Genomic DNA, 23451 nt, shown 5'->3' on the forward strand with positions numbered 1-23451 from the left:
ACGCCACGGCCGAGCGGGCGCCGGTCGCGCCGTGGCGGAGTCGATGTCCGTGGTCGCCGCTAATGTGCCTCCCGTGGCGGAGAGAGTGCAGGCCTGGTGGGCGCGACGGCAGTGGTCGAAGGGGCGCGACGTGCCGTACCCGGTGGGTAGCTATCGCGAGGAGTGGGCTGCGTACCCCGCCCTGATGCGTCAGTACCACCCCGACCTCAATGCAGGGATCGTCCTCAGCCAAGTGCCTCCCGCGGCCGATGTGCTGCTGCTCTGGCAGTGCGACGCGGGCCATCGCTTCGCCGCCACTCCGCAGGAGCAACGTCAGCGACCGGGACGGGAGCGCCGGCGCAGCGCCTGGTGCCCCGAGTGCAGCGAGCTCGCGAACCCGACGCGCCTGGTCGCTCTGCCGATGCGCGAGTCGGTGATCGTGCCCGCCGTCACCGAGAAGACGGTGCTCCGGCCCCGGCCACCTCGTCGCCCGTCGAGGCTGTGCGACAAGACGCCCCCGGTCGCCGTCGGCGAGGCATTCGTCTCGGCCTGCGCGCCGAGGCCCGCATCAGCCGCCGAGGACCGCGTCCGTGCCGACCTGCGCGATCGTCTGACGCTCACGGAGGGATTCAACGCCGTCCGCGTCGCCCGTCCCTTCTTCGACCACCTCGAGGTGTGGCCCGACTTCGTCTTCCCCGAGCTGCGGATCGCGGTCGAATACGACACGATCGGCCGTCACGGCCTCGAGCACGTCGGGCGCCGCGCAGACGCCGACCGCCGCAAGGACCGCGCGCTGCGCGGCGCCGGGTGGGAGGTGGTGCGCCTGCGGCTCAGCCGCCTCGAACCGCTCGGGCCGCACGATCTGTTGCTGACGGTCTGGAACGCGGCCGCTCTCGACCGACTCATCGACGCCTTCCGTGGCATCCGGGGTCCGCTGCTCGTCGACTCCCATCTCCGGTGATCCGGTTCGCGCCCCGAGCCCACCCGTTCTCAGGACCCGTGCGCCTCCTCCGACACCGGCTGCCACTCGCGCCACGTCTGTAGGCGCGACGCGTAGTCGCGCTCGGCGATGGCGAGGGGCGCCTTGCCGAAGAAGATGCGCAGCGGCGGGTTGTCGGCATCCACCACCTTGAGGATTGCGGAGCGCGTGGCCTCCGGCTTGCCCGGGTCGGCGGCCGAGGGCCTCTTCGACGCCGCCTCGCGCACGTCGGCGTAGGCCGCGATCTCCTCGCTCCGCTTCGCCGAGGGACCCGACCAATCGGTGGAGTATCCCCCCGGCTCGACGAGGGTCACGTGAATGCCGAAGCCGGCGACCTCTTGGGCGAGCGACTGCGACAACCCCTCGAGCGCCCACTTCGATGCGTGGTACACGCCGACGGAGGGGAAGGCACTGATCCCGCCGATGCTCGACACCTGGATGATGTGGCCCGACCCCTGCTCGCGCATGATCGGCAGCGCCGCCTGGGTCACCCACAGGGCGCCGAAGAAGTTCGTCTCCAGCTGCGCGCGGACCTCATCCTCGGTGAGCTCCTCGACCATGCCGAAGTGTCCGAAGCCGGCGTTGTTGATGACGATGTCGAGACGGCCGAACTTCTCGTGCGCCTTCTCGACCGCAGCGGTGTCGGCGGCGTGGTCGGTGACGTCCAGCTGCAGCGGCAGGAAGGTCTCGGGGTAGGCATCGACCAGCGCCTGCACGTCGTCGAGGTTGCGCGCGGTACCGGCGACGCTGTCGCCGCGCTCCAGGGCCGCTTCGGCCCACTCGCGGCCGAAGCCCTTGGATGCGCCGGTGATGAACCAGATCTTGCTCATGGGAGTCCTTGCGGGAGGGGGCGTGGGTGACGCGAGAGACGGTACGCCGCTCCGCCCGGCGTCGGTGACGGCTTGACACTCCGCGCGCCACCGATACATCGCACCGCTCTGCGCCGTTCCGGCCGGACGACGCACCGCCGCGCGCCCGAGTCCGGACGGCCCGCGCCCGAGGCGGTTCGGGGCGGACCCCGCCGTTCGAGGCGGTGCAAGCCCGCCCGACGCGGTTCGGGGCGGACCCCGCCGTTCGAGGCGGTGCAAGCCCGCCCCTACGCGCAGAAGTCGCCCCGACCCCCGAAGCTGCTCTTACGGCGCCGCGGCGTCCACCAACTCGCCCGGTCCGGGCAGGATCTCGCGCAGCAGGTCGTCGAGCGTCACGACGCCGACGAGTCGCTCGCCCTCGACCACCGTGGCGAGCTGCACACGCCCGCGGCGCATGCGCGCGAGCGCGTCGTACGCCGAGGCATCCTGCTCGAGGCGCAGAGGTTCCCGAGCGATGTCGAGCGCCGGGGTGGACGGGTCGACGGCCAGGGTGTCTCGCACGTGCGCCACCCGGGATGCCGCGCCCGACCCGACGAGGATGCGCAGGTGCGTCGACGAGGCGGCGACCGTCTGGACATCGGCGACCGTGGCATCCATCGGCACGGCGGTGGGGGAGCGGTCCGTGCGCACGATGTCGCCGACGGTCAGCGTGCCGAGGGCGATGGCCTGTGCGATCGGCTCGGAGTACTGCTGCTCGAGCGTGCCCGTCTGACGCGAGTGCGCGACGAGCTCGCGGATCGTGTCGGCATCCTGCCCACCGGCAGCGGCCTTGTCGACCGGTTCCACGCCCGACGCCTTCACCAGGCGGTTGGCGATGTGGTTGATCCACAGCAGGAACGGACGCAGCGGCCACGTGAGCGCTCGGGCCAGGATGCCGGTCGCCTTCGCCGCCGTCTCGGGGTGGGCGATCGCCCACGACTTCGGCGCCATCTCACCGATGACGAGGTGCAGGAACGTCACCACGATCAGCGCGAGCATGAACGCGATGATGTCGGCCAGCACGTAAGGCAGACCCCACATCTCGAACACGGGCGCCAGGGCGTAATCGATGGCGGGCTTGGTGATGGCACCGAGCAGGAAGGTGCAGGCGGTGATGCCGAGTTGCGCGAACGCGAGCATCACGGTCAGCTCGTTGATGCCGCGAAGCGCCGCGCGGGCGGACGCACTGGTGGCGGCCTCTTCTTCGAGCCGGTGGCGGCGGGCGGCGAGCAGGGCGAACTCCACGATGACGAAGAACGCGCTCGCGATGATCAGCGCCGTGGTGATGAGCGCGACGGTCCAGCCGTTCATCGGGCGACCTCCTCATCGATCGCGGGGGCTTCGTCGGCAGAATCGGCATCCCGGTCCACCTCGTGCAGCTGAACGCGCACCTGCGCGGGCACGTGGCGGTCGACCGCGGTGACCTCGACGGCCAGCCAGCGCTCCATGTGGAGGCCCTGGACACTCTCGCCGGGCCGCTCGGGCAGGTCGATGCGTACGACGGCGCCCACCGCCGGCAGATCGCCGTGCGTCTCGATCACGAGACCCGAGACGGTCTCCACGTCGCTCTCGGCGAGGTCGTGGCCGATGAGTCGCTCGAGCTCGTCGAGGTGCAGGTCGCCCGGTACGCTCCACGCGTCCTCGCCGACCGATGCGGCCTCGGCGGTCTCGACGTCGTGCTCGTCGGACAGCTCGCCGATCACCTCTTCGGTGAGGTCTTCGATGGTCAGGATGCCGTCGAAGTTGCCGTACTCGTCGACCACGCACGCGAGTTCGTTGCGCGACTGGCGCATGCGGTCGAGGGCGACGGGCAGGAGCATCGAGGTGGGGATGACGACCGCGGCACGCATCACGGATGCCACGGGCGCGTCGTCGGCGGGCTGTTCGCGCAGCAGGTCGATGAGCTCGACGACACCGACGGGGGAGTCCTCGTCACCGATCACCGGGTAGCGCGTGTGGCCCGTCGCCATGAGCGCGCGCACCTCGCCGACGGTCGTGTCGGGGGTCACGGAGTCGATCTGCGAGCGGGGGATCATCGCGTGTTCGACGTCGCGCTGCGGGAAGTCGAGGATGCGGTCGATGATGATCGACAGGTCGTCGGGCAGATCGCCGCTCTGCCGCGACTCCTCGATGATGGCCTCGAGATCGCGCGCGGTGGCGCTCTCGTCGACGTCTTCCAGCGGCTCGATGCGCAACAGACGCAGCAGCGCGTTGGCGGCGACGTCGAAGACGGTGATGAGCCAGCCGAACAGCATGAGATAGATGCGCGTGGGCATGGCGAGGGCGCGCGCGAGCGGTTCGGGGCTCGCGATGGCGAGGTTCTTGGGGTACAGCTCGCCGAAGATCATCGTCACGATCGTCGCCAGCAGCAGAGCGCCCACGGTACCGATGAGCACCGAGACGGCAGGATCGATGCCCACCCCGCCGAGCAGGGTGCCCAGTGACTCACCGATCAACGGCTCGGCGACATAGCCGATCAGCAGTCCGGTCACGGTGATGCCCAGCTGGGCGCCCGAGAGCATGAACGACGTGCGCTTCGTGATGGCGAGCACGCGCTTCGCCTGCACGTCGCCCTTCTCGGCCTGCGCGGCCATGCGCGAGCGGTCGACCGACATGTAGGCGAACTCCTGCGCGACGAAGAAGCCGCACGCGACGATGATCACCAGAGTCACGATGACACCCACCAGGAGTGTCAGGGCCGCAGCCAGCATCAGATCTCACCCCCTCTCGAGAAGAGGGGGCTCGAAGATCGGCCCTCCTGGTCGGGGGAGGAGCGGTGTTGGCTCACGGGTTTTCTCTCTCGTGGGTCGGATGATCGGAGATCTCTTCGACCCTACCGACAGGGGGGTGAGCCAGGCTGGGGATTCGCCTCGATACCGGGGCGCGCAGTCCCTCGGCCCCCGGGCGACGAGAACAGACCACCTCAGCACGCCGACGAGACACAACCGCGGCCCCCGACGCCGCGAACGGGCCGAACCGCCCCTTGCGATCCGGCCCGTCATCCCCCTGATCAGGGAATCGCGCGGCGCAACGTCGCGAACGACGACACGGCAAGCACGATCGTGACCACGATGCCGCAGACGGCCAGCCCGAAGGCCCCCAGCGTCACCACGGTCTCGCCGACGCTCGCCCACGAGCGGGTCGCCGTGATGAGCCACGCGGCCGCGACCAGAGCGAGCCCGACGCCGACCAGCGTGGCAGCGGTCACCAGCCCGCCGAAGCGCTTGAAGATCGTCGCCGCCCAGAATCCCACGACGAAGGCGAACATGGCCAGGGCGAAGTAGGCCACCCCGGCGGCCACCGGGCCCGCCTCCCACACCCACGGGAAGTAGAAGAACCAGCCGTTGATGCCGTACCCGTTCGTGGCCTGCTCGACCAGCCCACCGACGACGAACACGACCGAGAGAAGTCCGGCGGTGAGCGCCGCCGTGAGGAGCGTCCCGACGAAGAAGTTCCGACGGGTGACGCTCATCGCCTGCGAGAAGGGGAACGTGCGCGTCAGCGCCTGCGCACCGATGACGCCGAAGTACCACAGTGGCGCCTGCGCCCCGCCGCTGATCATCACCCCTCGGGCGCCCGACGACTGGATGATGCCGTAGAGCAGCAGGCTGATCGCCAGCGAGCCGAACAGGATGATGAGCGGGATCCAGACGAAGGTCTGACGGTTGATGAGCTGCAGACGGACGACGTTCAGCGCGCGGTTCATCGCAACGCTCCTTCCTGGGTGGGGGCGATCGACGTTCCCGCTGCGCGCTGGGTCGATCGCACGATGAACTCCTGCAGCGACACCGGGGCGACCTCCAGTCGCGCCTCCGCCAGAGTGCGGCGGTCGGCGGATGCCAGCTCGCCCAGGATCGTGACCGAGGCGGAGCGGCCCAGCGTCTCGCGGTGCAGGATCTCGCGACCCGCGCAGAAGGCGTCGACCGCTGCGGCGTCGCCGACGATCGTGGCCGCACGTTGGCGCACGGCATCCGTCTCCTCGTCCATCACGACGCGACCCCCGTCGAGCACGATGACGCGTTCGAGCAGGTTGGCGACCTCGTCGATCAGGTGACTCGACAGGATGATCGTGCGCGGGTGCTGCGAGTAGTCCTGCAGCAGCCGGTCGTAGAAGACCTGCCGAGCGACGGCGTCGAGACCCAGGTAGGGCTCGTCGAAGAAGGTGATCTCGGCCCGCGAGGCGAGACCGATCACCACTCCCACCGCCGAGAGCTGGCCGCGCGACAGCTTCTTGATCGTGCGTCCGACGGGGAGCTGGAACGCCGCGATCAGGTCCCGGGCGAGGTCGTCGTCCCAGTTCGGGAAGAACAGTCGCGCCGCCTCGAACGCGTGACGGGGCTTGGCGTCATCCGGATACTTCTGGCTCTCGCGCACGAAGCACATGCGCGACAGCACACGCGCGTTCTCGTACGGGTCTTCTCCGAAGACCCGGACGTGCCCGGCGGTCGCGAAGTTCTGCGCGGTGAGGATGGACATGAGGGTGGTCTTGCCTGCGCCGTTGCGTCCGAGCAGACCGTAGATCGCATCCGCCTCGACGGCGAACGACACATCGGTCAGCGCGTCGGTGTCGCGGTAGCGCTTGTGGAGGCCGGCGACCTCGATCACGGCGGTCATCGTGCGGTCCCTTCGGTGAGGTGAGCGGGGGAGGAGGCCAGAGCGGCTCGCTCGCGGATGAGCTCTGCGAGGTCGTCGGGGCCGAGGCCGAGCGTGCGCGCCTCGCTCAGGAGCGGATCCAGGAAGCGATCCGCGAACGCGGATCGCCGCTCGCCCAGGAGCCGTTCGCGGGCGCCGTCTGCGACGAACATGCCGATTCCTCGGCGCTTGTAGAGAACTCCCTTGTCGACGAGCACGGCGATTCCTTTCGCGGCGGTGGCGGGATTGATGCGGTGGAAGGCGGCCAGTTCGTTGGTGGAGGGCGCGCGGCTCTCCTCCGGGAGTGAACCGTCGACGATCTGGTCCTCCACGCCCTCGGCTACCTGGAGGAACAGCGCTCTGCCGTCGTCGATCATGCGACCTCCGTTTGCTGGTTAATTAGTTGACTAGGTAACCATGCAACATGCCGCGCCATCTCGTCAAGACGGCGTCACGTGTCGGCGAGGACGTCCGCTCTGTCCACAGGTGAACTATCTCCGGGCGATATATCGGTCGGACGTGGCCGATAGGTCTTCGGCGGTGAAATACTTGAGTTCCCGCATTGCCTCGCTTCCCGGCGTGGTCCCGCCCTTGCTCAACCGGAACGCTTCGGCGCGCCAGAAAAGGATCAGCCGTGGGACGCCTCATCTACCGAGACCGTGCATCGTTCGACATCGACGACCGCATCCTCGCTCACCTCCGCATCGTCGTGATGAACAAACTCCGACGCAACGAGGGCTTCATGCTCCAGCTCCCCGTCAACGAGGGCGTGCGCCAGGCCAGCCTCTGGATCCACGCGTCCAACGCGCTCGTCATGCAGTTCTACGGCGGACGAGAGCCCGCCATCGATCGCAACCTGGTCGACCAGATGATGCACGACGCCAGCGGCGCCGACGGCCTGACACTGACAGCGGCCGGAATCGCTCCGCCCTCCGCCATGCCCCGCCAGACCGTGGGCGGCCCCGCGCGTCCCTGACCCCGTCGGAGCGCCGAACGGCGCGTCCGGTGTCGCGGGGCCGGTGGCCTCAGCCCCGCGGCACCGTCAACACGAACCGTGCCCCGGTCGTCCCGGGTTCGCATCGCACGTCGCCGCCGTGCGCGCGTGCGATGCCTCGGGCGATCGGGAGACCGAGACCCACTCCGCCCGAGGAGACTCGTCCCTCGTCGAGTCGCACCAGCCTGTCGAAGATGCGCTCGCGATCTTCATCGGCGACCCCGGGTCCGTCATCGTCGACCGTGACCCGTGCGTCCTCGCCCGCACGATCGACCGTGAGGACCACCGATCCGCGCCCTCCCGTCGCCCGGGCGGCGTTCTCGACGAGATTCGACAACACCTGAGCGATACGGTCGACGTCGATGCGGACGGGCACGGCGGCATCGGCGATCTCCGTGCGGATCCGCAGCGAGGGATGTACGAGCGGCACCCGGCGCACCTCGGCCTCGACCACCGCGCGCAGGTCGGCATCGACGACGTCGAGCTCGAGGCCGCGGTCGACACGGGCCATGGTCAGCAGATCGTCGATCAGCCGCGATGCTCGGGTGGCCTCCCGGGCGACGTGTGCCGCGAGCTGATCGCGCTCGGGCCCGTCGAGGTCCGCGCGCACGAGGGTGTCGGCGGCGGCGCGGATGCCGGCGACCGGCGTGCGCAACTCGTGCGCGGCGTCGGAGAGGAAGGCCCTCAGACGCGCCTCGGCGTCGCGCGCCGCCTGTTCGGCCCCCACGACGTCGTCGAGCATGTCGTCGAGCGCCGTAGCGACCCGGCCGATCTCGGTGTCGGACCGCGTCGGCCGCAGCCGCCGCTCCCGCTCACCGGCACCGATGGCCCGCGCGACCTGCGACACCTGCTCGAGGGGCCCGAGGCTGCGGCGCACCACGAGGGTCACCGCCCCGGCGGCCAGCAGGAGGACGCCGGCGGATGCCAGGGCCATGATCCACCGCACCTGAACGAGCGTCTCACCCACTCCGACCGCCGATGCCGTCAGCGTCAGGGTGGAGCCGTCGCTCAGGGTCGAGCGCAGCGTCACGAGCTGGTCGTCGCCGGACACGTCGGATGCCACGACCGCCACGCTCCCGGAGGCCGTGGGCTGCGGCACCGACCGATCGCCCGCCCCCGGCCCCTCGCCCGGCCCCGGGGGACCGTCGCGCAATTGGTCGGGGCTGGGACCCGCGACGACCGAATCACCACCGGCCCCGTCGATCCGCACCGCCAAGCCCTGATACGACAGACGCTCGGCGAGGTCGGCGTCATCGACCGTACCCACGAGCGACGCGGCCGCGGCGGCCCGGTCGCGGAGTCGGTCCTCGATCTGTCCGCGCAGACGCGCACCCAGCGCGATGTCGACGACGACGGCCAGCACCACCAGAAGCAGCGCGACGAGGGCGAGCACGGCGACGATCGTCCGGCGTCGCAACGAGCCCGATCGCAGCGGCGGCAGGGCGCTCACGGTGCGACGCTCAAGCGGTAGCCGAGACCGCGCACGGTGTGGATGAGACGCGGACCGTGCTGTTCCATCTTGCGCCGCAGTGCGCTGAGGTGCACCTCAACGAGGTTGGGGTCGTAATCGTCGTACCCCCACACCTGCGTGAGGATCTGCGCCTTCGACAACGTCCGCCCGCGTGCCTCGGTCAAAAGGTGCAGCAGACGGAACTCGGTGGCCGTCAGATCCAGCACCGCCCCCGCGCGATGGGCGGTCGTGGCATCCGGATCCACGACGAGGTCGCCGACCGAGATCGTCTGGGGCAGCCGCCCCCGCCGCCGCAGCACCGCCCCCGCGCGCGCGACGAGCTCCGCCATCGTGAAGGGCTTCAGCACGTAGTCGTCGGCTCCCTCGGCGAAACCGCGCAACCGGTCGTCGACCTCGTCGCGGGCGGTCAGCATGATCACGGCGGCGTCGCCCGCTGCGCGCACGACCGGGAGCAACCGGATGCCACTCGGCCCGGGCATCATCCAGTCCAGCACGACGAGGTCGGGGCGGAAGGAGTTCAGGCGTTCGGCCAGGTCCACGCCGTCGGGGGCCACATCGGTGACGAAACCCTCAGCGCGCAAAGCCGTCGCCACACTCAGGCGGATCGTCTCGTCATCGTCGACGACGAGCACACGGGCGGCGGGGGACATTCGCCCGACGATAGAGGCGTCCGCTGTACGCCGGTTATGGCTTGCGTATGCGGTGACCGGTCGTGCCTGAGCTTCAGGTTCGCTTCAGTCCCGGCTCCAAGTCTGGTCTCAGAGCCGGTGAACGCCACCGGCGAGAGGAAGATGATGAACGACGACAATCCCACCACCCCGCTGCCGCGACTGGACGACACCACCGAACCGCACCGCCGCTCGTGGCGTCGGCCCGCACTCATCGCGGGAGCGGTCATCGTGGCCGTGGGCCTGACCGGTGGAAGCGCCGCCCTGGCCGCACAGACCAACGGCGGTTCGTCGGTGGCCGCGGCCACCTCCGCGCCCAGCGCCGACGGCGGCTCGGTCGGCCCCGGGTCGGGCACCACCCCCAGCGCGACGCCCACCGGCGCCCCCGCCGACGGCAGCACGCCCACACCGCCCGCGGACGGCACCGCGCCGACTCCGCCCGCACCGGGCGAGGGTTCCGGTCCGGGCGAGTGCGGACCCGGCGGCGGTCCCGCCGGCCCCGGGCACGGACCGAAGGCCGAGGGCGACAAGCCCACCCCGCCCGCCGAGGGCACCGCTCCGACCCCGCCCGCCGAGGGCACGGCTCCGACCCCGCCGGCCCAGCCCGGCAGCTGATCGCCGGTCGCACGAGCCGTCCCGTGAAGTCCGCGACCGCGCNCAGCGCGCGGTCAGCGCGGTACGGCACGATCGGAGGGTGGCGAGATCAGGCACGCGGCGCCGCCGCACGACCCGCGCGCGTGTGCTCCGTCGTCGTCGCGTCGTCTTCGGCCTCGTCGCGGCCGGGCTGATCACCCTCGTCGTCCTCGCCATCGTGCCGCTGGTGTCGCTGACGTCCGCGTGGAACACCGAGTGGAACGCCGAGGCGCGGCGCGACGCCGTCGACCTCTCCGGCTTCGACCCGGGAACGCTGATCAGCGACGAGGACTTCTACGACGGCGACGCCCTGACCGCCGACGAGATCCAGCGCTTCCTCGACGAACACGTCGGCCGGTGCGCGACCGATTCCTGTCTTGCGCGTCTGCGGATGACGGTCGAGGGGCGCGATCCGGTGGTGTCGAACACGACGGGCGAGACCGTCTGCAAGGGTTTCGAGGGCGGCGATCTCAGCGCGGCCGAGGTCATCGACCGCGTGCAGCGCGCGTGCGGGATCTCGGCGAAGGTGCTGCTGGTGACCCTTCAGAAAGAGCAGAGTCTCATCTCGGGGCGCACCGCGCGTGCACCCACACCGCGACAGCTCGGCGCGGCCATGGGCGCGCGCTGTCCCGACGACGCGGCCTGCGACCCCGGCGCCGCAGGTTTCGCCGACCAGGTGGCCCAGGGCGCGACCGACCTGAAGTCGTACAGTGCCTCCGATTTCATGCGCCAACCGGGGACGCACTACATCGCCTACTCGCCCGACCCGGCGTGCGGCGGAACCGACGTGACGATCACCAATGAGGCGACGGCTGCGCTGTACAACTACACGCCGTACCAACCGAACCCGGCTGCTCTCGCCGCGCGGTGGGGGACCGGAGACGACTGCTCCGCGTACGGCAATCGCAATTTCGCTCTTTACTGGGCCCTCTGGTTCGCCTGACGCCGGAATCACAGTGTTGTGATTTCGTTATGCGCGGGCGATAATGGCCGGACAACCGAACACTCGCCACACTCCAGCCCAGGTCGTAGGGGAAGACGTACCTGACGAAGGAGAGACCATGGCGATCACGTCTTCGCGCGGAGTGATCCTGATCCACTCCGCGCCCCGCGCGTTGTGCCCCCACCTCGAGTGGGCGGTAGGACGCGCTCTCGGCCGCGCCGTCAACTTCGACTGGGCCGATCAACCCGTGCTCGTGGGCAGCCGCCGCGCGGAATTCTACTGGGAGGGCCCGGTGGGCTCCGGTGCCGCTCTCGCGAGCGCCATTCGCGGCTGGGAGCACCTGCGCTTCGAAGTGAGCGAGGATCCCACTCCCCGCAGCGACGGCGGACGGTGGATGCACACGCCGGGCCTCGGCATCCACTATGCCCAAACGGATGCTGCGGGCAATGTCGTCATCGGCGAGGATCGCGTGCGCTACGCGATGGAGGTCGCCGCCGGTGACCTGTTCGAGCTGCAACGCGAACTCGACATCGCCCTCGGTTCCGCGTGGGACGAAGAGCTGGAGCCCTTCCGTCACGCGGGAGACGATCAGCAGATCGTCTGGCTCCACAAGGTGGGTTGAGCGCCGCCACGGAACGTCGGCGGAGAGGCGCCACTACCGGAGGCCGGTGAACACCCCCGGCACCGAGACCGCGTATCCCCGACCCGGCACGACGAACGCCCCCGGGCATCCCCGATCTTCGTGGGGACGCCCGGGGGCGTTCTCGGTCTCACAGCGTGATGCAGGCTGCCGTCGAACGGAACTGTCAGCCCGTCGGCCGTGTAGGAGACCCGGATGCCGCTGACCAGGGCCCGGGTGTCGTGAGCGGTCGGTGCGCGCCAGGCGGCGTCAGACCGAGGCGATCGCGACGACGGCGTTGTGTCCGCCGAAGCCGAACGAGTTGCTGATGGCGAGCTGATCGCCGGCGCCGAGCCCGACGGGCGAACCCGACAGCGCGAACGGGACGTCGGGGTCCTGCTCGGTGAGGTTGATCGTGGGCGGGGCGACGCGGTCCTGCAGCGCCAGCACCGTGAAGATGGCCTCCAGGGCACCGGTGCCGCCGAGCAGGTGCCCGGTCGACGCCTTGGTGGCCGACACGGGGATCTCGTCGATCCGGTCGCCGAACACCGTGTGCAGCGCCCGGTACTCGTTCGGGTCGCCGACGGGGGTCGAGGTGGCGTGCGCGTTGATGTGCGTGACGTCGTCGGCCGATGCCCCGGCCATCTCGAGGGCCATGCGCACGGCGCGCGCGGCACCGTGACCCTCGGGGTCGTTCGCGGTGATGTGGTACGAGTCGGCGGTGACGCCGCCGCCCACGATCGACGCGTAGATCTTCGCGCCTCGGGCCTTGGCGTGCTCCTCGGTCTCGAGGATCAGCACACCCGCACCCTCGCCCATGACGAAACCGTCGCGGTCGATGCTGGCCGGACGCGACGCCGTCTCGGGAGAGTCGTTGCGCTTGGACAGCGCCTGCATCGAGGCGAACGAGGCGATGGTGATCGGGTGGATCGCCGACTCGGTGCCACCGGCGATCACGACGTCGGCGAGGCCGTCGCGGATGTGCTGCACGGCGTTGACGATCGACTCGGTGCTCGACGCGCAGGCCGAGGCCACCGTGCGGGCGAACGCACGGGCGTTGAAGTGCAGCGACAGGTTGCCCGCCGCGGCGTTGGGCATGAGCATCGGCACCGTCATCGGCATGACGCGGCGCGGGCCCTTCTCGCGCAGGGTGTCCCAGGCATCGAGCAGCGTCCAGACGCCTCCGATGCCGGTGGCGAAGTCGACGCCCAGGCGGTCGGGGTCGATGTCGGGGGCGCCGGCATCTTCCCACGCCTCTTTCGCCGCGACGATCGCGAGCTGCGACGAGGGGTCGAGACGCTTGGCGACCGGACGATCGAGGACCGTCTCCGGACGCACGAGGGCCTCGGCGGCGAAGGTGACGGGCAGGTTGTACTTCTCGACCCACTCGTGCTCGAGGGTGCGCGCGCCGGAGGTGCCGGCGAGCAGCGCCGACCAGCTCTCGGGGGCGGTGCCGCCGATGGGCGAGGTGGCACCGATACCGGTGACGACGATGCGGGGTGTGCTCATGAGCGAAGAATCCTTGGTGCGGCCGACGGGTCGTGACCGGTGGGGGCCGGAGCCCCCACCGGGAGATGTCAGGACTGGTTCGACGTGATGAAGGTCACGGCGTCGCCGACGGTCTTGAGGTTCTTGACCTCGTCGTCGGGGATGGTGACGCCGAACTTCTCCTCGGCGTTGACGACGATCGTCATCATCGAGATCGAGTCGATGTCGAGGTCGTCGGTGAACGACTTCTCGAGGGCGACCTCGTCGGCCGAGATACCGGTCTCGTCGGTGATGAGCTCGGCAAGGCCGGCGAGAACCTCGTCGTTGGTGAATGCCATGATGTCTCCTGTTTTTCTTGGGGTGGGCCCGAACGAGCCCGGATCAGTTTAGGGTTCGACGACCGTGCGTCAGGGGAGGACGACGACTTGCGCGCCGAACACGAGGCCGGCGCCGAAGCCGATCTGGAGCGCGAGTCCGCCGCTGAGCTCGGGATGTTCCTCGAGCAGACGGTGGGTGGCCAACGGGATGGATGCCGCCGAGGTGTTGCCCGTGGTCTCGATGTCACGGCCGATGACGACCGTCTCGGGCAGGCCCAGCTGCTTGGCGAACTCGTCGATGATGCGCATGTTCGCCTGGTGCGGCACGAACGCCGCGAGGTCCGCGGGCTCGATGCCCGCGGCTTCGATCGCCTGACGGGCGACCTTGACCATCTCCCAGACGGCCCAGCGGAACACGGTGGGCCCCTCCTGGCGCAGGGTGGGCCACGCGGCGTTGCCGTCGCGGAAGTCGGTGAGCGTGGCGTTCATACCCACGGCATCCGCCTTCGATCCGTCGGATCCCCAGACGGTCGGGCCGATGCCCGGCGTGTCGCTCGGACCGACCACGACGGCGCCCGCACCGTCGCCGAGCAGGAACGAGATGCTGCGATCGGTGGGATCGACGATGTCGCTGAGCTTCTCAGCACCCACCACGACGACGTGCTTCGCCAAGCCCGCGCGCACGAGCGCATCGGCCTGACCGACGCCGTAGGCGAATCCGGCGCACGCGGCGTTGACGTCGTAGGCGGCTGCGGGGTTCGCGCCGATGCGGTCGGCCACGATGGCCGAGGCCGACGGCGTCTGCTTGGGGTTGCTGATGGTCGCCACGATCACCGCGTCGATGTCGGCGGGTGCGACACCCGATTTCTCGACCGCCTCACGAGCAGCCGCGGTGGCCAGGTCGATGGCATCCGTCTCTTTGTTCGCCCGCACGCGGGTGACGATGCCGGTGCGCTGGCGGATCCACTCGTCGCTGGAGTCGATGGGGCCGACGAGGTCGTCGTTGGGCACGAAGTTCTCGCCTCGAGCGGCGCCGTACGCGTAGATCCGCGTGTGGGCGGGGCCCTGCAGCTGACGGAGGGTGGGGGTGCTCATGCCTGGTCTTCCTTCAGGAGTGAGACGGCCGCGTCGAGGTCGTCGGGGGTCTTGACCGCCACGGTGGGCGTGCCGCGCAGGGCTCGTTTGGCGAGCCCGGTCAGCGCGCCCGCGGGGGCGAGTTCGATGATGCCGGTCACACCGTGCTCGGCGAAGGATGCCATGCAGCGGTCCCAGCGCACGGGGGAGGCGACCTGCGCGACCAGCAGGTCGAGCGCGCGACGGCCGTCGGCGACGACGGAGCCGTCGGAGTTGGTCCACAGCGTCGTTGCCGGGTCGGACACGGCGACGTCGGCGGCCGCGGTGCGGAGAGCGTCCACGGCGGGCTCCATGAAGCGGGTGTGGAACGCACCGGCGACCTGCAGCGCGATCACGCGCGCGCCGCGCGAACCCTCGGCCGCGAGCTCGGCGAGGGCGGGCTTCTCGCCCGCCGCGACGATCTGGCCGCCGCCGTTGTAGTTGGCGGGGGTGAGGCCGAGAGTTCCGAGTCGCTCGAGCACGGCGGTCTCGTCTCCCCCCACGACGGCGCTCATGCCGGTCTCGACGGACGCTGCGGCATCCGCCATGGCGCGACCCCGCAGGCCCACCAGGCGCAGCGCATCGGCGTCGCTCAGCACTCCGGATGCCGCCAGTGCGGCGATCTCGCCGACCGAGTGACCCGCGACACCCGCCACCGGAGCGCCGGCCCGTTCGTTCAGCACCGCCCACGACACCAGGCTCGCCGCCACGATGAGCGGCTGGGCGACGGCCGTGTCACGGATCCGATCGGCGTCCCACTCGGTGCCGGCGGCGATTAGGTCGACGCCCGACTGCTCGGAGAAGGCCTCGAGGCGCTCACGTACTCCGTCGAGTTCGAGCCACGGGGTGAGGAATCCGGGGGTCTGCGAACCCTGTCCCGGGAAGACGGCGATGATCACGAGTCCATCCTGACAGGGATCGAGCGACCGCTTCTGGAGATATCGACACAGATATGCGGCGTGTCTTTGTGCGTGCCGTGCATCACTGCGGCGGTGACGGCCGCCGTTTCCCCGTGCCGCGACGCCGCGTGGCGTCGGTGCCGATCGATCCGAGGATGAGCGCCGTCTGCAGGATGAGCGCCTCGCGCGGGCCCGTGGCATCCCATCCGATGACCTCGGAGACGCGCTTCAGGCGATAGCGCACGGTGTTGGGGTGCACATACAGCTCGCGGGCCGTCGCCTCCAACGACCGACCGTTGTCGAGGTAGCTCCACAGCGTCGCGACGAGATCGGCGCTGTGCGCGTGCAGAGGACGGTACACGCGGTCGACGAGCGTCTGCTTGGCCACCGCGTCACCCGCCAGGGCGCGCTCGGGCAGCAGATCGTCGGCTTCGACGGGCCGCGGGGCGTGCCTCCACGCGCGGGCGACCGCGAAACCCGCGAGTGCGGCCCGGGCGCTCTGACCGGCGTCGACGAGGGCCGGGACGGCGGGTCCGAGCACGAGGTGACCCGTACCGAAGCTGGGCTCGAGCCGTTTGGCGATGTCGGTGAAGGGCAGCTCGGCGATCTCGGCGCCGCCGCGGGCGGGCAGGTCGGCGCGACCGAGCACGAGCACGAGACGGAGCCCCTGCACCCCGATGAGCACGTCGACGCCGAGCTTTCGCGCGGTTCGACGGACCTGATCGACGTCGAGCTGCGGAGGAGTCGTGCCCACCAGCACCGAGACCTCGCCGTGGCCGTGCCATCCGAGGGCGGCGATACGGCTGGGGAGTTCGTCGTCGGCCTCACCGGTGAGGATCGAGTCGACGACGAGGGCCTCGAGGCGGGCGTCCCACAGGCCGCGCGCCTCGGCGGCGCGGGCGTAGACGTCGGCGGCGGCGAACGCCACCTCGCGCGAATACGACAGCATCGCCTCGCGCACCTTCTCGCTGCGGCCGGCGACCCGCTCCTCCATCACCTCGACGGTGACGCGAACGAGCTGCAGCGTCTGGGTCAGGCTGACGCTGCGCAGCAGCTCGCGAGGGGCGGCGGCGAAGATGTCGGCCGCGATGGCGGGAGTGGACGCCGGCTCCTCGAACCACTGCAGGAACGAGGTGATGCCGGCCTGTGCCACGAGCCCGACGGCGGAACGCCGCGCCGGCGGCATCTCGGCGTACCAGGGCAGGGTCTCTTCGAGACGCTGGATGGTCGCGGTGGCGAGATCGCCCGAGATCCGCCGGAGCCACGCGAGCGTCTCGGCTTTCTCGACGGCCGCCGCATCACGCACGTCCTGGCCCGGAGACCGGTCGGACCCGGCTCCGCCCGAAGCGGGGGAACCGGGTCCGACGGTGGAGTCCGTCACGTGGATCAGGCCTCGCCACCCGCGTTGCCGCTGGTGCCGGCGTTGACGTCGTGCAGGCGGTACTTCTCGATCGCCTGTCCGACGACGCCGCGGTCGATCTTGCCCTCCGCGGCCAGCGCCTGCAGGGCGCGGACGGCGAGCGAGGGGCCGTCGATCTTGAAGAAGCGACGGGCCGCGGCACGGGTGTCGGAGAAGCCGAAGCCGTCGGCGCCGAGGGTCCAGTAGTTCTGCGGAACCCACTGACGGATCTGGTCCTGGACGGCGTGCATCCAGTCGCTGACCGCGATGACCGGGCCCTCCGCCTCCTTGAGCTTGTCGGTGAGGTAGGCCACGCGGGGCTCCTCGTCGGGGTGGAGGAAGTTGTGCTCGTCGGCGGCGAGACCGTCGCGGCGCAGCTCCGTCCACGAGGTGACCGACCACACGTCGGCGACGACGCCCCAGTCGTCCTTGAGCAGACGCTGGGCCTCGTGCGCCCACGGCACACCCACACCCGACGCCAGCAGCTGCGTGCGGGGACCGTCGCCCTCTCCGGACGAGATGTGGTGGATGCCGCGGACGATCCCGTCGACGTCGACACCGTCGGGCTCTGCCGGCTGCACGTAGGGCTCGTTGTAGACCGTCATGTAGTACATGACGTTGGGGTCGGGGTGGTTGCCGCCGTACATCCGCTCGATACCCGAGCGCACGATGTGCGAGATCTCGTAGCCGTAGGCCGGGTCGTACGACACGGTCGCCGGGTTCGTGGAGGCGAGCAGCTGCGAGTGGCCGTCCGCGTGCTGCAGACCCTCACCCGTCAGGGTGGTGCGCCCCGCGGTCGCGCCGATGATGAATCCGCGCGCCATCTGGTCGCCGGCGGCCCACTGGGCATCGCCGGTGCGCTGGAAGCCGAACATCGAGTAGAAGACGTAGACCGGGATGAGCGGTTCGCCGTGGGTCGAGTAGGCCGTGCCCGCCGCGGTGAACGCCGCGAGGGCGCCCGCCTCGTTGATGCCGACGTGCACGATCTGACCCTGCGGGCTCTCCTTGTAGGCCAGCAGGAGCTCGCGGTCGACCGAGGTGTAGTGCTGGCCTTTCGGGTTGTAGATCTTCGCCGTGGGGAAGTACGCGTCCATACCGAACGTGCGCGCCTCGTCGGGGATGATCGGCACGATGCGGTGACCGAAGTCCTTGACCCGCAACAGGTCTTTCAGCAGACGCACGAACGCCATGGTCGTGGCGATCTCCTGCGTGCCCGAGCCCTTCTTGGGCAGGGCGTACGCGGCATCCCCGGGGAGCTCGAGACCGACGTGAGTGGTGCGACGCTCCGGCAGGAACCCGCCGAGCGAGCGGCGGCGCTCCAGCATGTACTGGATCGTCTCGTCCTTCTCGCCGGGGGTGTAGTACGGCGGCTGGTACGGGTTCTCTTCGAGCTGCGCGTCGGTGACGGGGATGTCCATCGCGTCGCGGAACGACTTGAGGTCGTCGAGCGTCAGCTTCTTCATCTGGTGCGTGGCGTTGCGGCCCTCGAAGTGGGGGCCGAGGCCGTAACCCTTGATGGTCTTGGCGAGGATGACGGTGGGCTGGCCCTTGTGTTCGGCCGCCGCCTTGAACGCCGCGTAGACCTTGCGGTAGTCATGTCCTCCGCGCTTGAGGCCCCAGACCTGATCGTCGGTGAAGTCCTTGACGAGTTCGAGGGCACGCGGGTCGCGACCGAAGAAGTTCTCGCGCACGTAGGCGCCGTTCTCGGCCTTGTAGGTCTGGTAGTCGCCGTCGGGGGTGGTGTTCATGAGGTTGAGCAGCGCACCCTCGGTGTCGCGGGCGAGCAGGTCGTCCCACTCGCGACCCCAGACGACCTTGATGACGTTCCAGCCGGCACCGCGGAAGAAGCTCTCGAGCTCCTGGATGATCTTGCCGTTGCCGCGGACGGGGCCGTCGAGGCGCTGGAGGTTGCAGTTGATGATGAAGTTCAGGTTGTCGAGGCCCTCGTTGGCCGCGACCTGCAGCTGGCCGCGGCTCTCGACCTCGTCCATCTCGCCGTCGCCGAGGTAGGCCCAGACCTGCGAGTCGCCGACGTCTTTGATGCCGCGGTTGGCGATGTACTTGTTCGACATCGCCTGGTAGATCGCGTTGATCGGGCCCAGGCCCATCGACACCGTCGGGAACTGCCAGAACTCCGGCATGAGGCGCGGGTGCGGGTACGAGGGGATGCCGTTGGGGGCGGCGGACTTCTCCTGGCGGAAACCGTCGAGCTGCGCCTCGGTGAGACGACCCTCGAGGTAGGCGCGGGCGTAGGCGCCGGGGGAGGCGTGGCCCTGGATGAAGATCTGGTCGCCGCCCGAGGGGTCGTCGAGGCCGCGGAAGAAGTGGTTGAAACCGACTTCGTAGAGCGCGGCCGAGGAGGCGTACGTCGAGATGTGGCCGCCGACGCCGATGCCGGGGCGTTGCGCGCGGTGCACGGTGACCGCGGCGTTCCAGCGGATCCACTTGCGGTAACGGCGCTCGAGTTCCTCATCACCGGGGAACTCGGGCTCGTTCTTCTGCGAGATGGTGTTGATGTAGTCGGTGGTGGGAACCATCGGCACGTTGAGGTGCAGTTCCTTCGAGCCCTTGAGAAGGCTCAGCATGATCTCGCGCGCGCGGGCCGGGCCCTTGGCCTGGACCAGCTGGCGCAGGGACTCCTGCCACTCCCCGGTCTCTTCCGGGTCGCTGTCCTGCGGCCCCTGCGAATACGGATCCTGGTCGTGAACAGTCACGGAAGACCTTTCGTCGTCTGGCAGGTCATGCCAGAGAATCGCCATACGAGTGCGGCAACCCTTGTCTGCTCCGCACAATCAACCAGAGTCCACCCTAGCGAGTCGGGACCGTCTCGGACGCGCGGTGCCGACCCGTCCCGCCCCACGGTCGCAGCGACTCTTCGATGTCGAGACGTCCGCGGCATCCGAGTGCTCCCGATGAAGGATGCCGGTCCCCGCCGCACGAGCGCGGGAGCGGGGCGCCGCGGGTCTACCCTGAGCGCGTGAGCCCGCAGGATCCGACCGCGTTCCGCACCCGCCCCGAGCACCGGTGGCCGGTGCTCATCGCCCTCGCCGTCGGCGCAGGGTTGTACGCGGTGCTGCCGAGCGATGCGTCGGGAGCCCTCCGCTACATCGTGGTGGGCGCCGGCGCGCTCTGCGCGATCCCGATGGTCGTGACCAATCCCGCGAGGCTGACGCGCGACTCCCGTGTGGGCCGGGGCTTCGCGCTGGCGTTCACGGCGCTTCTGCTGCTGGCGAATCAGTTCGCCTTCGGATTGCTCGTGCTCCAACTGCTCCGGGGCGAGGGGGATGGCGCATCGACGCTGCTGGGTGCGGCGCAGGTGTGGGCGATCAACGTGATCGGGTACGCGGTCGTGTACTGGGAGATGGACCGCGGAGGACCCATCGCCCGTCGCCGCGACCCGCGCGACGCCCTGCCCGCCGCCGACTTCCAGTTCCCGCAGGACTCGGACCGTGACGCGGTGAGCGAGGTGCGGCGCCGTTCCTCCGACGTCGAGGACTGGGCCCCGGGATACGTCGACTACCTCTACTTCTCGGCATCCAACGCGATGGCGTTCAGCCCGACGGACGTCATGCCGCTGTCGTCGCGCGCGAAGCTGTTCATGATGGTGCAGGCGGTGTCGGGCTTCATCCTGCTGGCGTTGGTGATCGCGCGGAGCGTCAACATCTTGAACTGAGGGTGGGCCCTGCCGGGATCGAACCGACGACATCCACGGTGTAAACGTGGCGCTCTACCAGCTGAGCTAAAGGCCCGGGATGCCACGAGTCTACCGCCGCGCCGTCCCCGTCCCCGCCGGTCCGCCGCCGCCCCGCGCGATCTCGCCCGCAGAAGCGTCGCTCGAAGGGATCTGACCCCGCGCGGCAGGTCGGAGGGGCGTTTCACCGACACGCCGTTCCCGGATGACGGGGGGGCCGGCGTGTCGGCGGGTTCGCCCGCCGGTGTGCACGGGACCCGACGCGGGCGCCGCCGACGCACCGCCGATGTCCCACCCCCGGGGTAGCGTGGAGCCCGTGAATGCCGATCCCGCCGACCAGCGCAAACTGCTCGACCTCGCCGACCTCGACGCGCGAATCCACCGCGACGAGAAGGTCATCGGCAACCCACCGCAGGCCGAGCGCGTCCGCGCCCTGATCGCGCAGCGGGGGGTGCTCGTGCAAGAGCTCGGGTCGCGCGCGAACGCGCGTGACGACATCACCGCCGAGCTGAAGCGTCTCGAGTCCGACGTCGCCGTGGTCGACGCACGCATCGCCCGCGACACCGAGCGGCTCGCCGCCTCGTCGAACGCGAAGCAGGCGCAGGGCTTCGAGAACGAGCTGGTCTCGCTGCGGCGCCGCAAAGACGACCTCGAAGACACCGAGATCGTCCTCATGGAGCGCCTCGAGGCCGCCGACGCGGCCGTCGCCGAGCAAGAAGCCCTGATCGCCGACACCAACGCGCAGGGCGCACAGCTGAGCGCCGAGGCCAAGACCACCGTCGCCGACGCGACGACCCGGCTCGAGGGCGCGCGTCGCGATCGCGACGCCGTCGTCGCCTCCATCCCCGCTGACCTTCTCGCTCTCTACGAGCGCCTCGCGTCGCGCGGCAACGGGGCCGGACTCCTCCAGGCCGGCGCGTGCGAGGCGTGCCGCATGGTGCTCCCGCCCAGCGATCTCAACGTGGTGCGCCGCTCGCAGACCGACGAGGTGGTGTTCTGCCCCGAGTGCGGCGCGATCCTCGTTCGCACCGAAGAATCCCGATGACCCCGACCGGCGTCCGTGGCCTCTGACACGGTCGTCGTCGGGCGCCGCGCGGCAGGGCGTATCGCGCTCGTCTCCCTGGGACCGGATGCCGTGCCTCTCGGCACGACCGAGATCGACGCCGACACGCTCGCCGACGCCGTCTCCGCGAGGGAGGGTGCGGGCGAGGTTCGATGGGTCTGGGCCGACACCGCCGCCACCTATCCACGCGTACTCGCGGCCGGTGTGCGCGTCGCCCGCGCCTGGGACCTTCGGCTCGTGCACGCCGTGCTCCGCCAGGCGCAGGGCGTGACCGATGACCACGGACTGCGCGGTGCTACGCAGTGGGATGCCGACACCGCGACGCCCGCGGGCGGCGACACGCTCTTCGACCTGGGTGACGCGGCATCCGGGGTCCCCGACAGCGCCGACGAGGCCGTGGCCGAATACGGCCGCCAGGTCGCCGCGATCACGTCATCGGAGGCACCCGGATCACTGAGGCTGCTGTGCGCGGCCGAGTCCGCGGGGGCGCTCATCTCGGTGGAGCTCCACGCCGCGGGGGTCCCGTGGAGTCGGACCGCGCACGAGGAACTTCTCGAGCGCGAGCTCGGCGCCCGCCGCGGGGGAGGACTCCCCGCCCGCATCGAACAGGCAGCCGCCACCGTGCGGGCAGCGCTCGGCGACCCCTCGGCCTCGCTCGACTCGCAGCCGCGCCTGCTGCGCTCGCTCCACCGCGCGGGACTGTTGGTGCAGTCCACAAGCCGGTGGGAGCTCGCGGAGCACGACCACCCCGCCGTCGCACCGCTGATCGCCTACAAGAAGCTCATGCGCCTCTACACGGCGAACGGCTGGGCGTGGCTCGACGAGTGGGTGCGTGACGACCGGTTCCGCCCGGTCTACGTTCCGGCGGGTGTCGTCACCGGCCGGTGGGCGTCGTCGGGCGGCGGGGCCCTGCAGATTCCGCGTGCACTGCGCACGNCGCGCCGACCCGGGCTGGACGCTCGTCACCGCGGACGTCGCCCAGCTCGAACCCCGCGTGCTCGCGGCCATGGCCCGCGACACCGCGCTGGCGGAGGCGGCATCCGGTCGCGACCTCTACGCCGGAATCGTCGAGCGCGGAGCCGTCGCGAGTCGCGCCGAGGCGAAGCTCGCGATGCTGGGCGCGATGTACGGCGCCACGACGGGGGAGAGCGGGCGGCTGCTGCCACGCCTGCGGCGCACCTTCCCCCGCGCGATGCAGCTCGTCGACGACGCCGCCCGGACGGGGGAGGAGGGCGGGGTCGTGCACACCTGGCTCGGCCGCACCTCGCCTGTGGCGGGAGAATCCTGGCGCGCCGTGCAGTCTCAGGCGAGCGACGCCACGGCATCCGGTGTCGACGAGACGCGCGCGCGGCGTTCGGCCCGTGACCGCGGACGCTTCACCCGCAACTTCATCGTGCAGGGCACGGCCGCCGAGTGGGCCCTCGCGTGGCTGGCCGACCTGCGCGCACGCCTCGCGGCCTTCCCCGAGGGGGATGCCACCCGCGCCGCGTCGGCGTCCGGCCCCGTGTTCCGCCGGGCGCCGCATCTGGCCTTCTTCCTCCACGACGAGATCGTCGTGCACACGCCCCTCGAGCACGCGGATGCCGTGGCCGAAGCGGTACGGGAGTCTGCGGCATCCGCGGGTCGGCTGCTCTTCGGCACGTTCCCCATCGACTTCCCCCTCGACCTTCGCATCGGCGAGACGGCGGAGAAAGCCTGAGGATGCTCCCGCGTAG

The 23451-nt window shown here is 70.3% G+C and carries 21 protein-coding genes, 1 tRNA gene and 1 pseudogene; 8 read left to right on the forward strand and 15 right to left on the reverse strand.

Going from position 1 to position 23451, the window contains the following annotated elements; translation table 11 throughout:
- The first annotated feature begins 73 nt into the window (after window positions 1–73).
- A complete protein-coding gene (locus tag ACTJJP_RS02270) occupies window positions 74–940 on the forward strand; it encodes a zinc-ribbon domain-containing protein (RefSeq protein WP_440773422.1) in 867 nt (288 codons plus the stop codon).
- A gap of 29 nt (window positions 941–969) precedes the next feature.
- Here the strand turns inward: ACTJJP_RS02270 and ACTJJP_RS02275 are convergent, their stop codons facing one another.
- The 6 genes from ACTJJP_RS02275 to ACTJJP_RS02300 form a co-directional block, all read right to left on the reverse strand.
- Window positions 970–1788 carry an SDR family oxidoreductase gene (locus ACTJJP_RS02275; protein WP_440773423.1) on the reverse strand — a complete coding sequence of 273 codons (819 nt, stop codon included), beginning with the start codon at window positions 1786–1788 and terminating at the stop codon, window positions 970–972.
- A gap of 303 nt (window positions 1789–2091) precedes the next feature.
- Entirely contained in the window at window positions 2092–3117 is a 1026-nt protein-coding gene (locus ACTJJP_RS02280; RefSeq protein WP_440773424.1) for a CNNM domain-containing protein, read from the reverse strand.
- Entirely contained in the window at window positions 3114–4517 is a 1404-nt protein-coding gene (locus tag ACTJJP_RS02285; protein WP_440773425.1) for a hemolysin family protein, read from the reverse strand. The genes ACTJJP_RS02280 and ACTJJP_RS02285 overlap by 4 nt, the downstream gene beginning before the upstream one ends.
- A gap of 299 nt (window positions 4518–4816) precedes the next feature.
- Window positions 4817–5512, reverse strand: a complete 696-nt coding sequence (locus ACTJJP_RS02290) for a hypothetical protein (RefSeq protein ID WP_440773426.1) — start codon at window positions 5510–5512, stop codon at window positions 4817–4819.
- Window positions 5509–6420 carry an ABC transporter ATP-binding protein gene (locus tag ACTJJP_RS02295; RefSeq protein ID WP_440773427.1) on the reverse strand — a complete coding sequence of 304 codons (912 nt, stop codon included), beginning with the start codon at window positions 6418–6420 and terminating at the stop codon, window positions 5509–5511. The genes ACTJJP_RS02290 and ACTJJP_RS02295 overlap by 4 nt, the downstream gene beginning before the upstream one ends.
- On the reverse strand, window positions 6417–6815 hold the full coding sequence (locus tag ACTJJP_RS02300; RefSeq protein WP_440773428.1) for a GntR family transcriptional regulator: 399 nt from the start codon (window positions 6813–6815) through the stop codon (window positions 6417–6419). The genes ACTJJP_RS02295 and ACTJJP_RS02300 overlap by 4 nt, the downstream gene beginning before the upstream one ends.
- Window positions 6816–7072: 257 nt before the next feature.
- On the opposite strand from ACTJJP_RS02300, the gene ACTJJP_RS02305 reads away from it, so the two are divergent.
- Window positions 7073–7414 (forward strand): DUF7882 family protein, encoded by a 342-nt coding sequence (locus ACTJJP_RS02305; RefSeq protein WP_440773429.1) that lies wholly within the window; start codon window positions 7073–7075, stop codon window positions 7412–7414.
- Between the two features lie 49 nt (window positions 7415–7463).
- Here the strand turns inward: ACTJJP_RS02305 and ACTJJP_RS02310 are convergent, their stop codons facing one another.
- Both ACTJJP_RS02310 and ACTJJP_RS02315 read right to left on the reverse strand, forming a co-directional pair.
- Window positions 7464–8882, reverse strand: coding sequence for a HAMP domain-containing sensor histidine kinase (locus ACTJJP_RS02310; protein WP_440773430.1), 1419 nt, complete (start codon window positions 8880–8882; stop codon window positions 7464–7466).
- On the reverse strand, window positions 8879–9553 hold the full coding sequence (locus ACTJJP_RS02315; protein WP_440773431.1) for a response regulator transcription factor: 675 nt from the start codon (window positions 9551–9553) through the stop codon (window positions 8879–8881). The genes ACTJJP_RS02310 and ACTJJP_RS02315 overlap by 4 nt, the downstream gene beginning before the upstream one ends.
- A gap of 144 nt (window positions 9554–9697) precedes the next feature.
- On the opposite strand from ACTJJP_RS02315, the gene ACTJJP_RS02320 reads away from it, so the two are divergent.
- The 3 genes from ACTJJP_RS02320 (at window position 9698) to ACTJJP_RS02330 (ending at window position 11769) form a co-directional block, all read left to right on the forward strand.
- A complete protein-coding gene (locus ACTJJP_RS02320; protein WP_440773432.1) occupies window positions 9698–10186 on the forward strand; it encodes a hypothetical protein in 489 nt (162 codons plus the stop codon).
- A 79-nt stretch (window positions 10187–10265) separates the two neighbouring features.
- Window positions 10266–11147: a hypothetical protein gene (locus ACTJJP_RS02325; protein WP_440773433.1), complete on the forward strand. Its 882-nt coding sequence runs from the start codon at window positions 10266–10268 to the stop codon at window positions 11145–11147.
- A 118-nt stretch (window positions 11148–11265) separates the two neighbouring features.
- Window positions 11266–11769, forward strand: a complete 504-nt coding sequence (locus ACTJJP_RS02330) for a DUF3145 domain-containing protein (RefSeq protein ID WP_183419759.1) — start codon at window positions 11266–11268, stop codon at window positions 11767–11769.
- Between the two features lie 267 nt (window positions 11770–12036).
- Here ACTJJP_RS02330 and ACTJJP_RS02335 read toward each other — a convergent pair whose 3' ends face one another.
- The 6 genes from ACTJJP_RS02335 to aceE form a co-directional block, all read right to left on the reverse strand.
- Window positions 12037–13275 (reverse strand): beta-ketoacyl-[acyl-carrier-protein] synthase family protein, encoded by a 1239-nt coding sequence (locus ACTJJP_RS02335; protein WP_440773434.1) that lies wholly within the window; start codon window positions 13273–13275, stop codon window positions 12037–12039.
- Window positions 13276–13343: 68 nt separating this feature from the next.
- Window positions 13344–13592, reverse strand: coding sequence for an acyl carrier protein (locus tag ACTJJP_RS02340; protein WP_022880558.1), 249 nt, complete (start codon window positions 13590–13592; stop codon window positions 13344–13346).
- A gap of 69 nt (window positions 13593–13661) precedes the next feature.
- The gene (locus ACTJJP_RS02345) at window positions 13662–14666 is read right to left on the reverse strand and encodes a beta-ketoacyl-ACP synthase III (RefSeq protein ID WP_440773435.1); all 1005 of its coding nucleotides are present in this window, start codon (window positions 14664–14666) and stop codon (window positions 13662–13664) included.
- Window positions 14663–15583 carry an ACP S-malonyltransferase gene (locus ACTJJP_RS02350; RefSeq protein ID WP_440773436.1) on the reverse strand — a complete coding sequence of 307 codons (921 nt, stop codon included), beginning with the start codon at window positions 15581–15583 and terminating at the stop codon, window positions 14663–14665. Before ACTJJP_RS02350 ends, ACTJJP_RS02345 begins: the two co-directional genes overlap by 4 nt.
- Window positions 15584–15665: 82 nt before the next feature.
- On the reverse strand, window positions 15666–16889 hold the full coding sequence (locus ACTJJP_RS02355) for a PucR family transcriptional regulator (protein WP_440773671.1): 1224 nt from the start codon (window positions 16887–16889) through the stop codon (window positions 15666–15668).
- An 80-nt stretch (window positions 16890–16969) separates the two neighbouring features.
- Entirely contained in the window at window positions 16970–19696 is a 2727-nt protein-coding gene (aceE, locus tag ACTJJP_RS02360) for a pyruvate dehydrogenase (acetyl-transferring), homodimeric type (protein ID WP_440773437.1), read from the reverse strand.
- A gap of 263 nt (window positions 19697–19959) precedes the next feature.
- Between aceE and ACTJJP_RS02365 the strand changes: the two genes are divergently transcribed.
- Window positions 19960–20655, forward strand: a complete 696-nt coding sequence (locus ACTJJP_RS02365) for a hypothetical protein (protein WP_440773438.1) — start codon at window positions 19960–19962, stop codon at window positions 20653–20655.
- 3 nt (window positions 20656–20658) lie between these two features.
- On the opposite strand, the gene ACTJJP_RS02370 is transcribed toward ACTJJP_RS02365, so the two are convergent.
- Window positions 20659–20731 (reverse strand) — tRNA-Val (locus tag ACTJJP_RS02370).
- Window positions 20732–20989: 258 nt separating this feature from the next.
- On the opposite strand from ACTJJP_RS02370, the gene ACTJJP_RS02375 reads away from it, so the two are divergent.
- Together ACTJJP_RS02375 and ACTJJP_RS02380 are read left to right on the forward strand one after the other, a co-directional pair.
- Window positions 20990–21718 (forward strand): zinc ribbon domain-containing protein, encoded by a 729-nt coding sequence (locus tag ACTJJP_RS02375; protein WP_440773439.1) that lies wholly within the window; start codon window positions 20990–20992, stop codon window positions 21716–21718.
- A gap of 15 nt (window positions 21719–21733) precedes the next feature.
- A pseudogene (locus tag ACTJJP_RS02380) lies at window positions 21734–23435 on the forward strand (bifunctional 3'-5' exonuclease/DNA polymerase).
- The last annotated feature ends 16 nt before the right edge of the window (window positions 23436–23451 follow it).

It is taken from the genome of Microbacterium sp. 22296, from assembly GCF_052045385.1.
GTDB lineage: Bacteria > Actinomycetota > Actinomycetes > Actinomycetales > Microbacteriaceae > Microbacterium.

Coding starts and splice junctions, on each gene's coding strand:
- ACTJJP_RS02275 (WP_440773423.1), bottom strand. CDS start 1,788: ATGAGCAAGATCTGGTTCATCACCGGCGCATCCAAGGGCTTCGGCCGC.
- ACTJJP_RS02280 (WP_440773424.1), bottom strand. CDS start 3,117: ATGAACGGCTGGACCGTCGCGCTCATCACCACGGCGCTGATCATCGCG.
- ACTJJP_RS02285 (WP_440773425.1), bottom strand. CDS start 4,517: ATGCTGGCTGCGGCCCTGACACTCCTGGTGGGTGTCATCGTGACTCTG.
- ACTJJP_RS02290 (WP_440773426.1), bottom strand. CDS start 5,512: ATGAACCGCGCGCTGAACGTCGTCCGTCTGCAGCTCATCAACCGTCAG.
- ACTJJP_RS02295 (WP_440773427.1), bottom strand. CDS start 6,420: ATGACCGCCGTGATCGAGGTCGCCGGCCTCCACAAGCGCTACCGCGAC.
- ACTJJP_RS02300 (WP_440773428.1), bottom strand. CDS start 6,815: ATGATCGACGACGGCAGAGCGCTGTTCCTCCAGGTAGCCGAGGGCGTG.
- ACTJJP_RS02315 (WP_440773431.1), bottom strand. CDS start 9,553: ATGTCCCCCGCCGCCCGTGTGCTCGTCGTCGACGATGACGAGACGATC.
- ACTJJP_RS02320 (WP_440773432.1), top strand. CDS start 9,698: ATGAACGACGACAATCCCACCACCCCGCTGCCGCGACTGGACGACACC.
- ACTJJP_RS02330 (WP_183419759.1), top strand. CDS start 11,266: ATGGCGATCACGTCTTCGCGCGGAGTGATCCTGATCCACTCCGCGCCC.
- ACTJJP_RS02335 (WP_440773434.1), bottom strand. CDS start 13,275: ATGAGCACACCCCGCATCGTCGTCACCGGTATCGGTGCCACCTCGCCC.
- ACTJJP_RS02340 (WP_022880558.1), bottom strand. CDS start 13,592: ATGGCATTCACCAACGACGAGGTTCTCGCCGGCCTTGCCGAGCTCATC.
- ACTJJP_RS02345 (WP_440773435.1), bottom strand. CDS start 14,666: ATGAGCACCCCCACCCTCCGTCAGCTGCAGGGCCCCGCCCACACGCGG.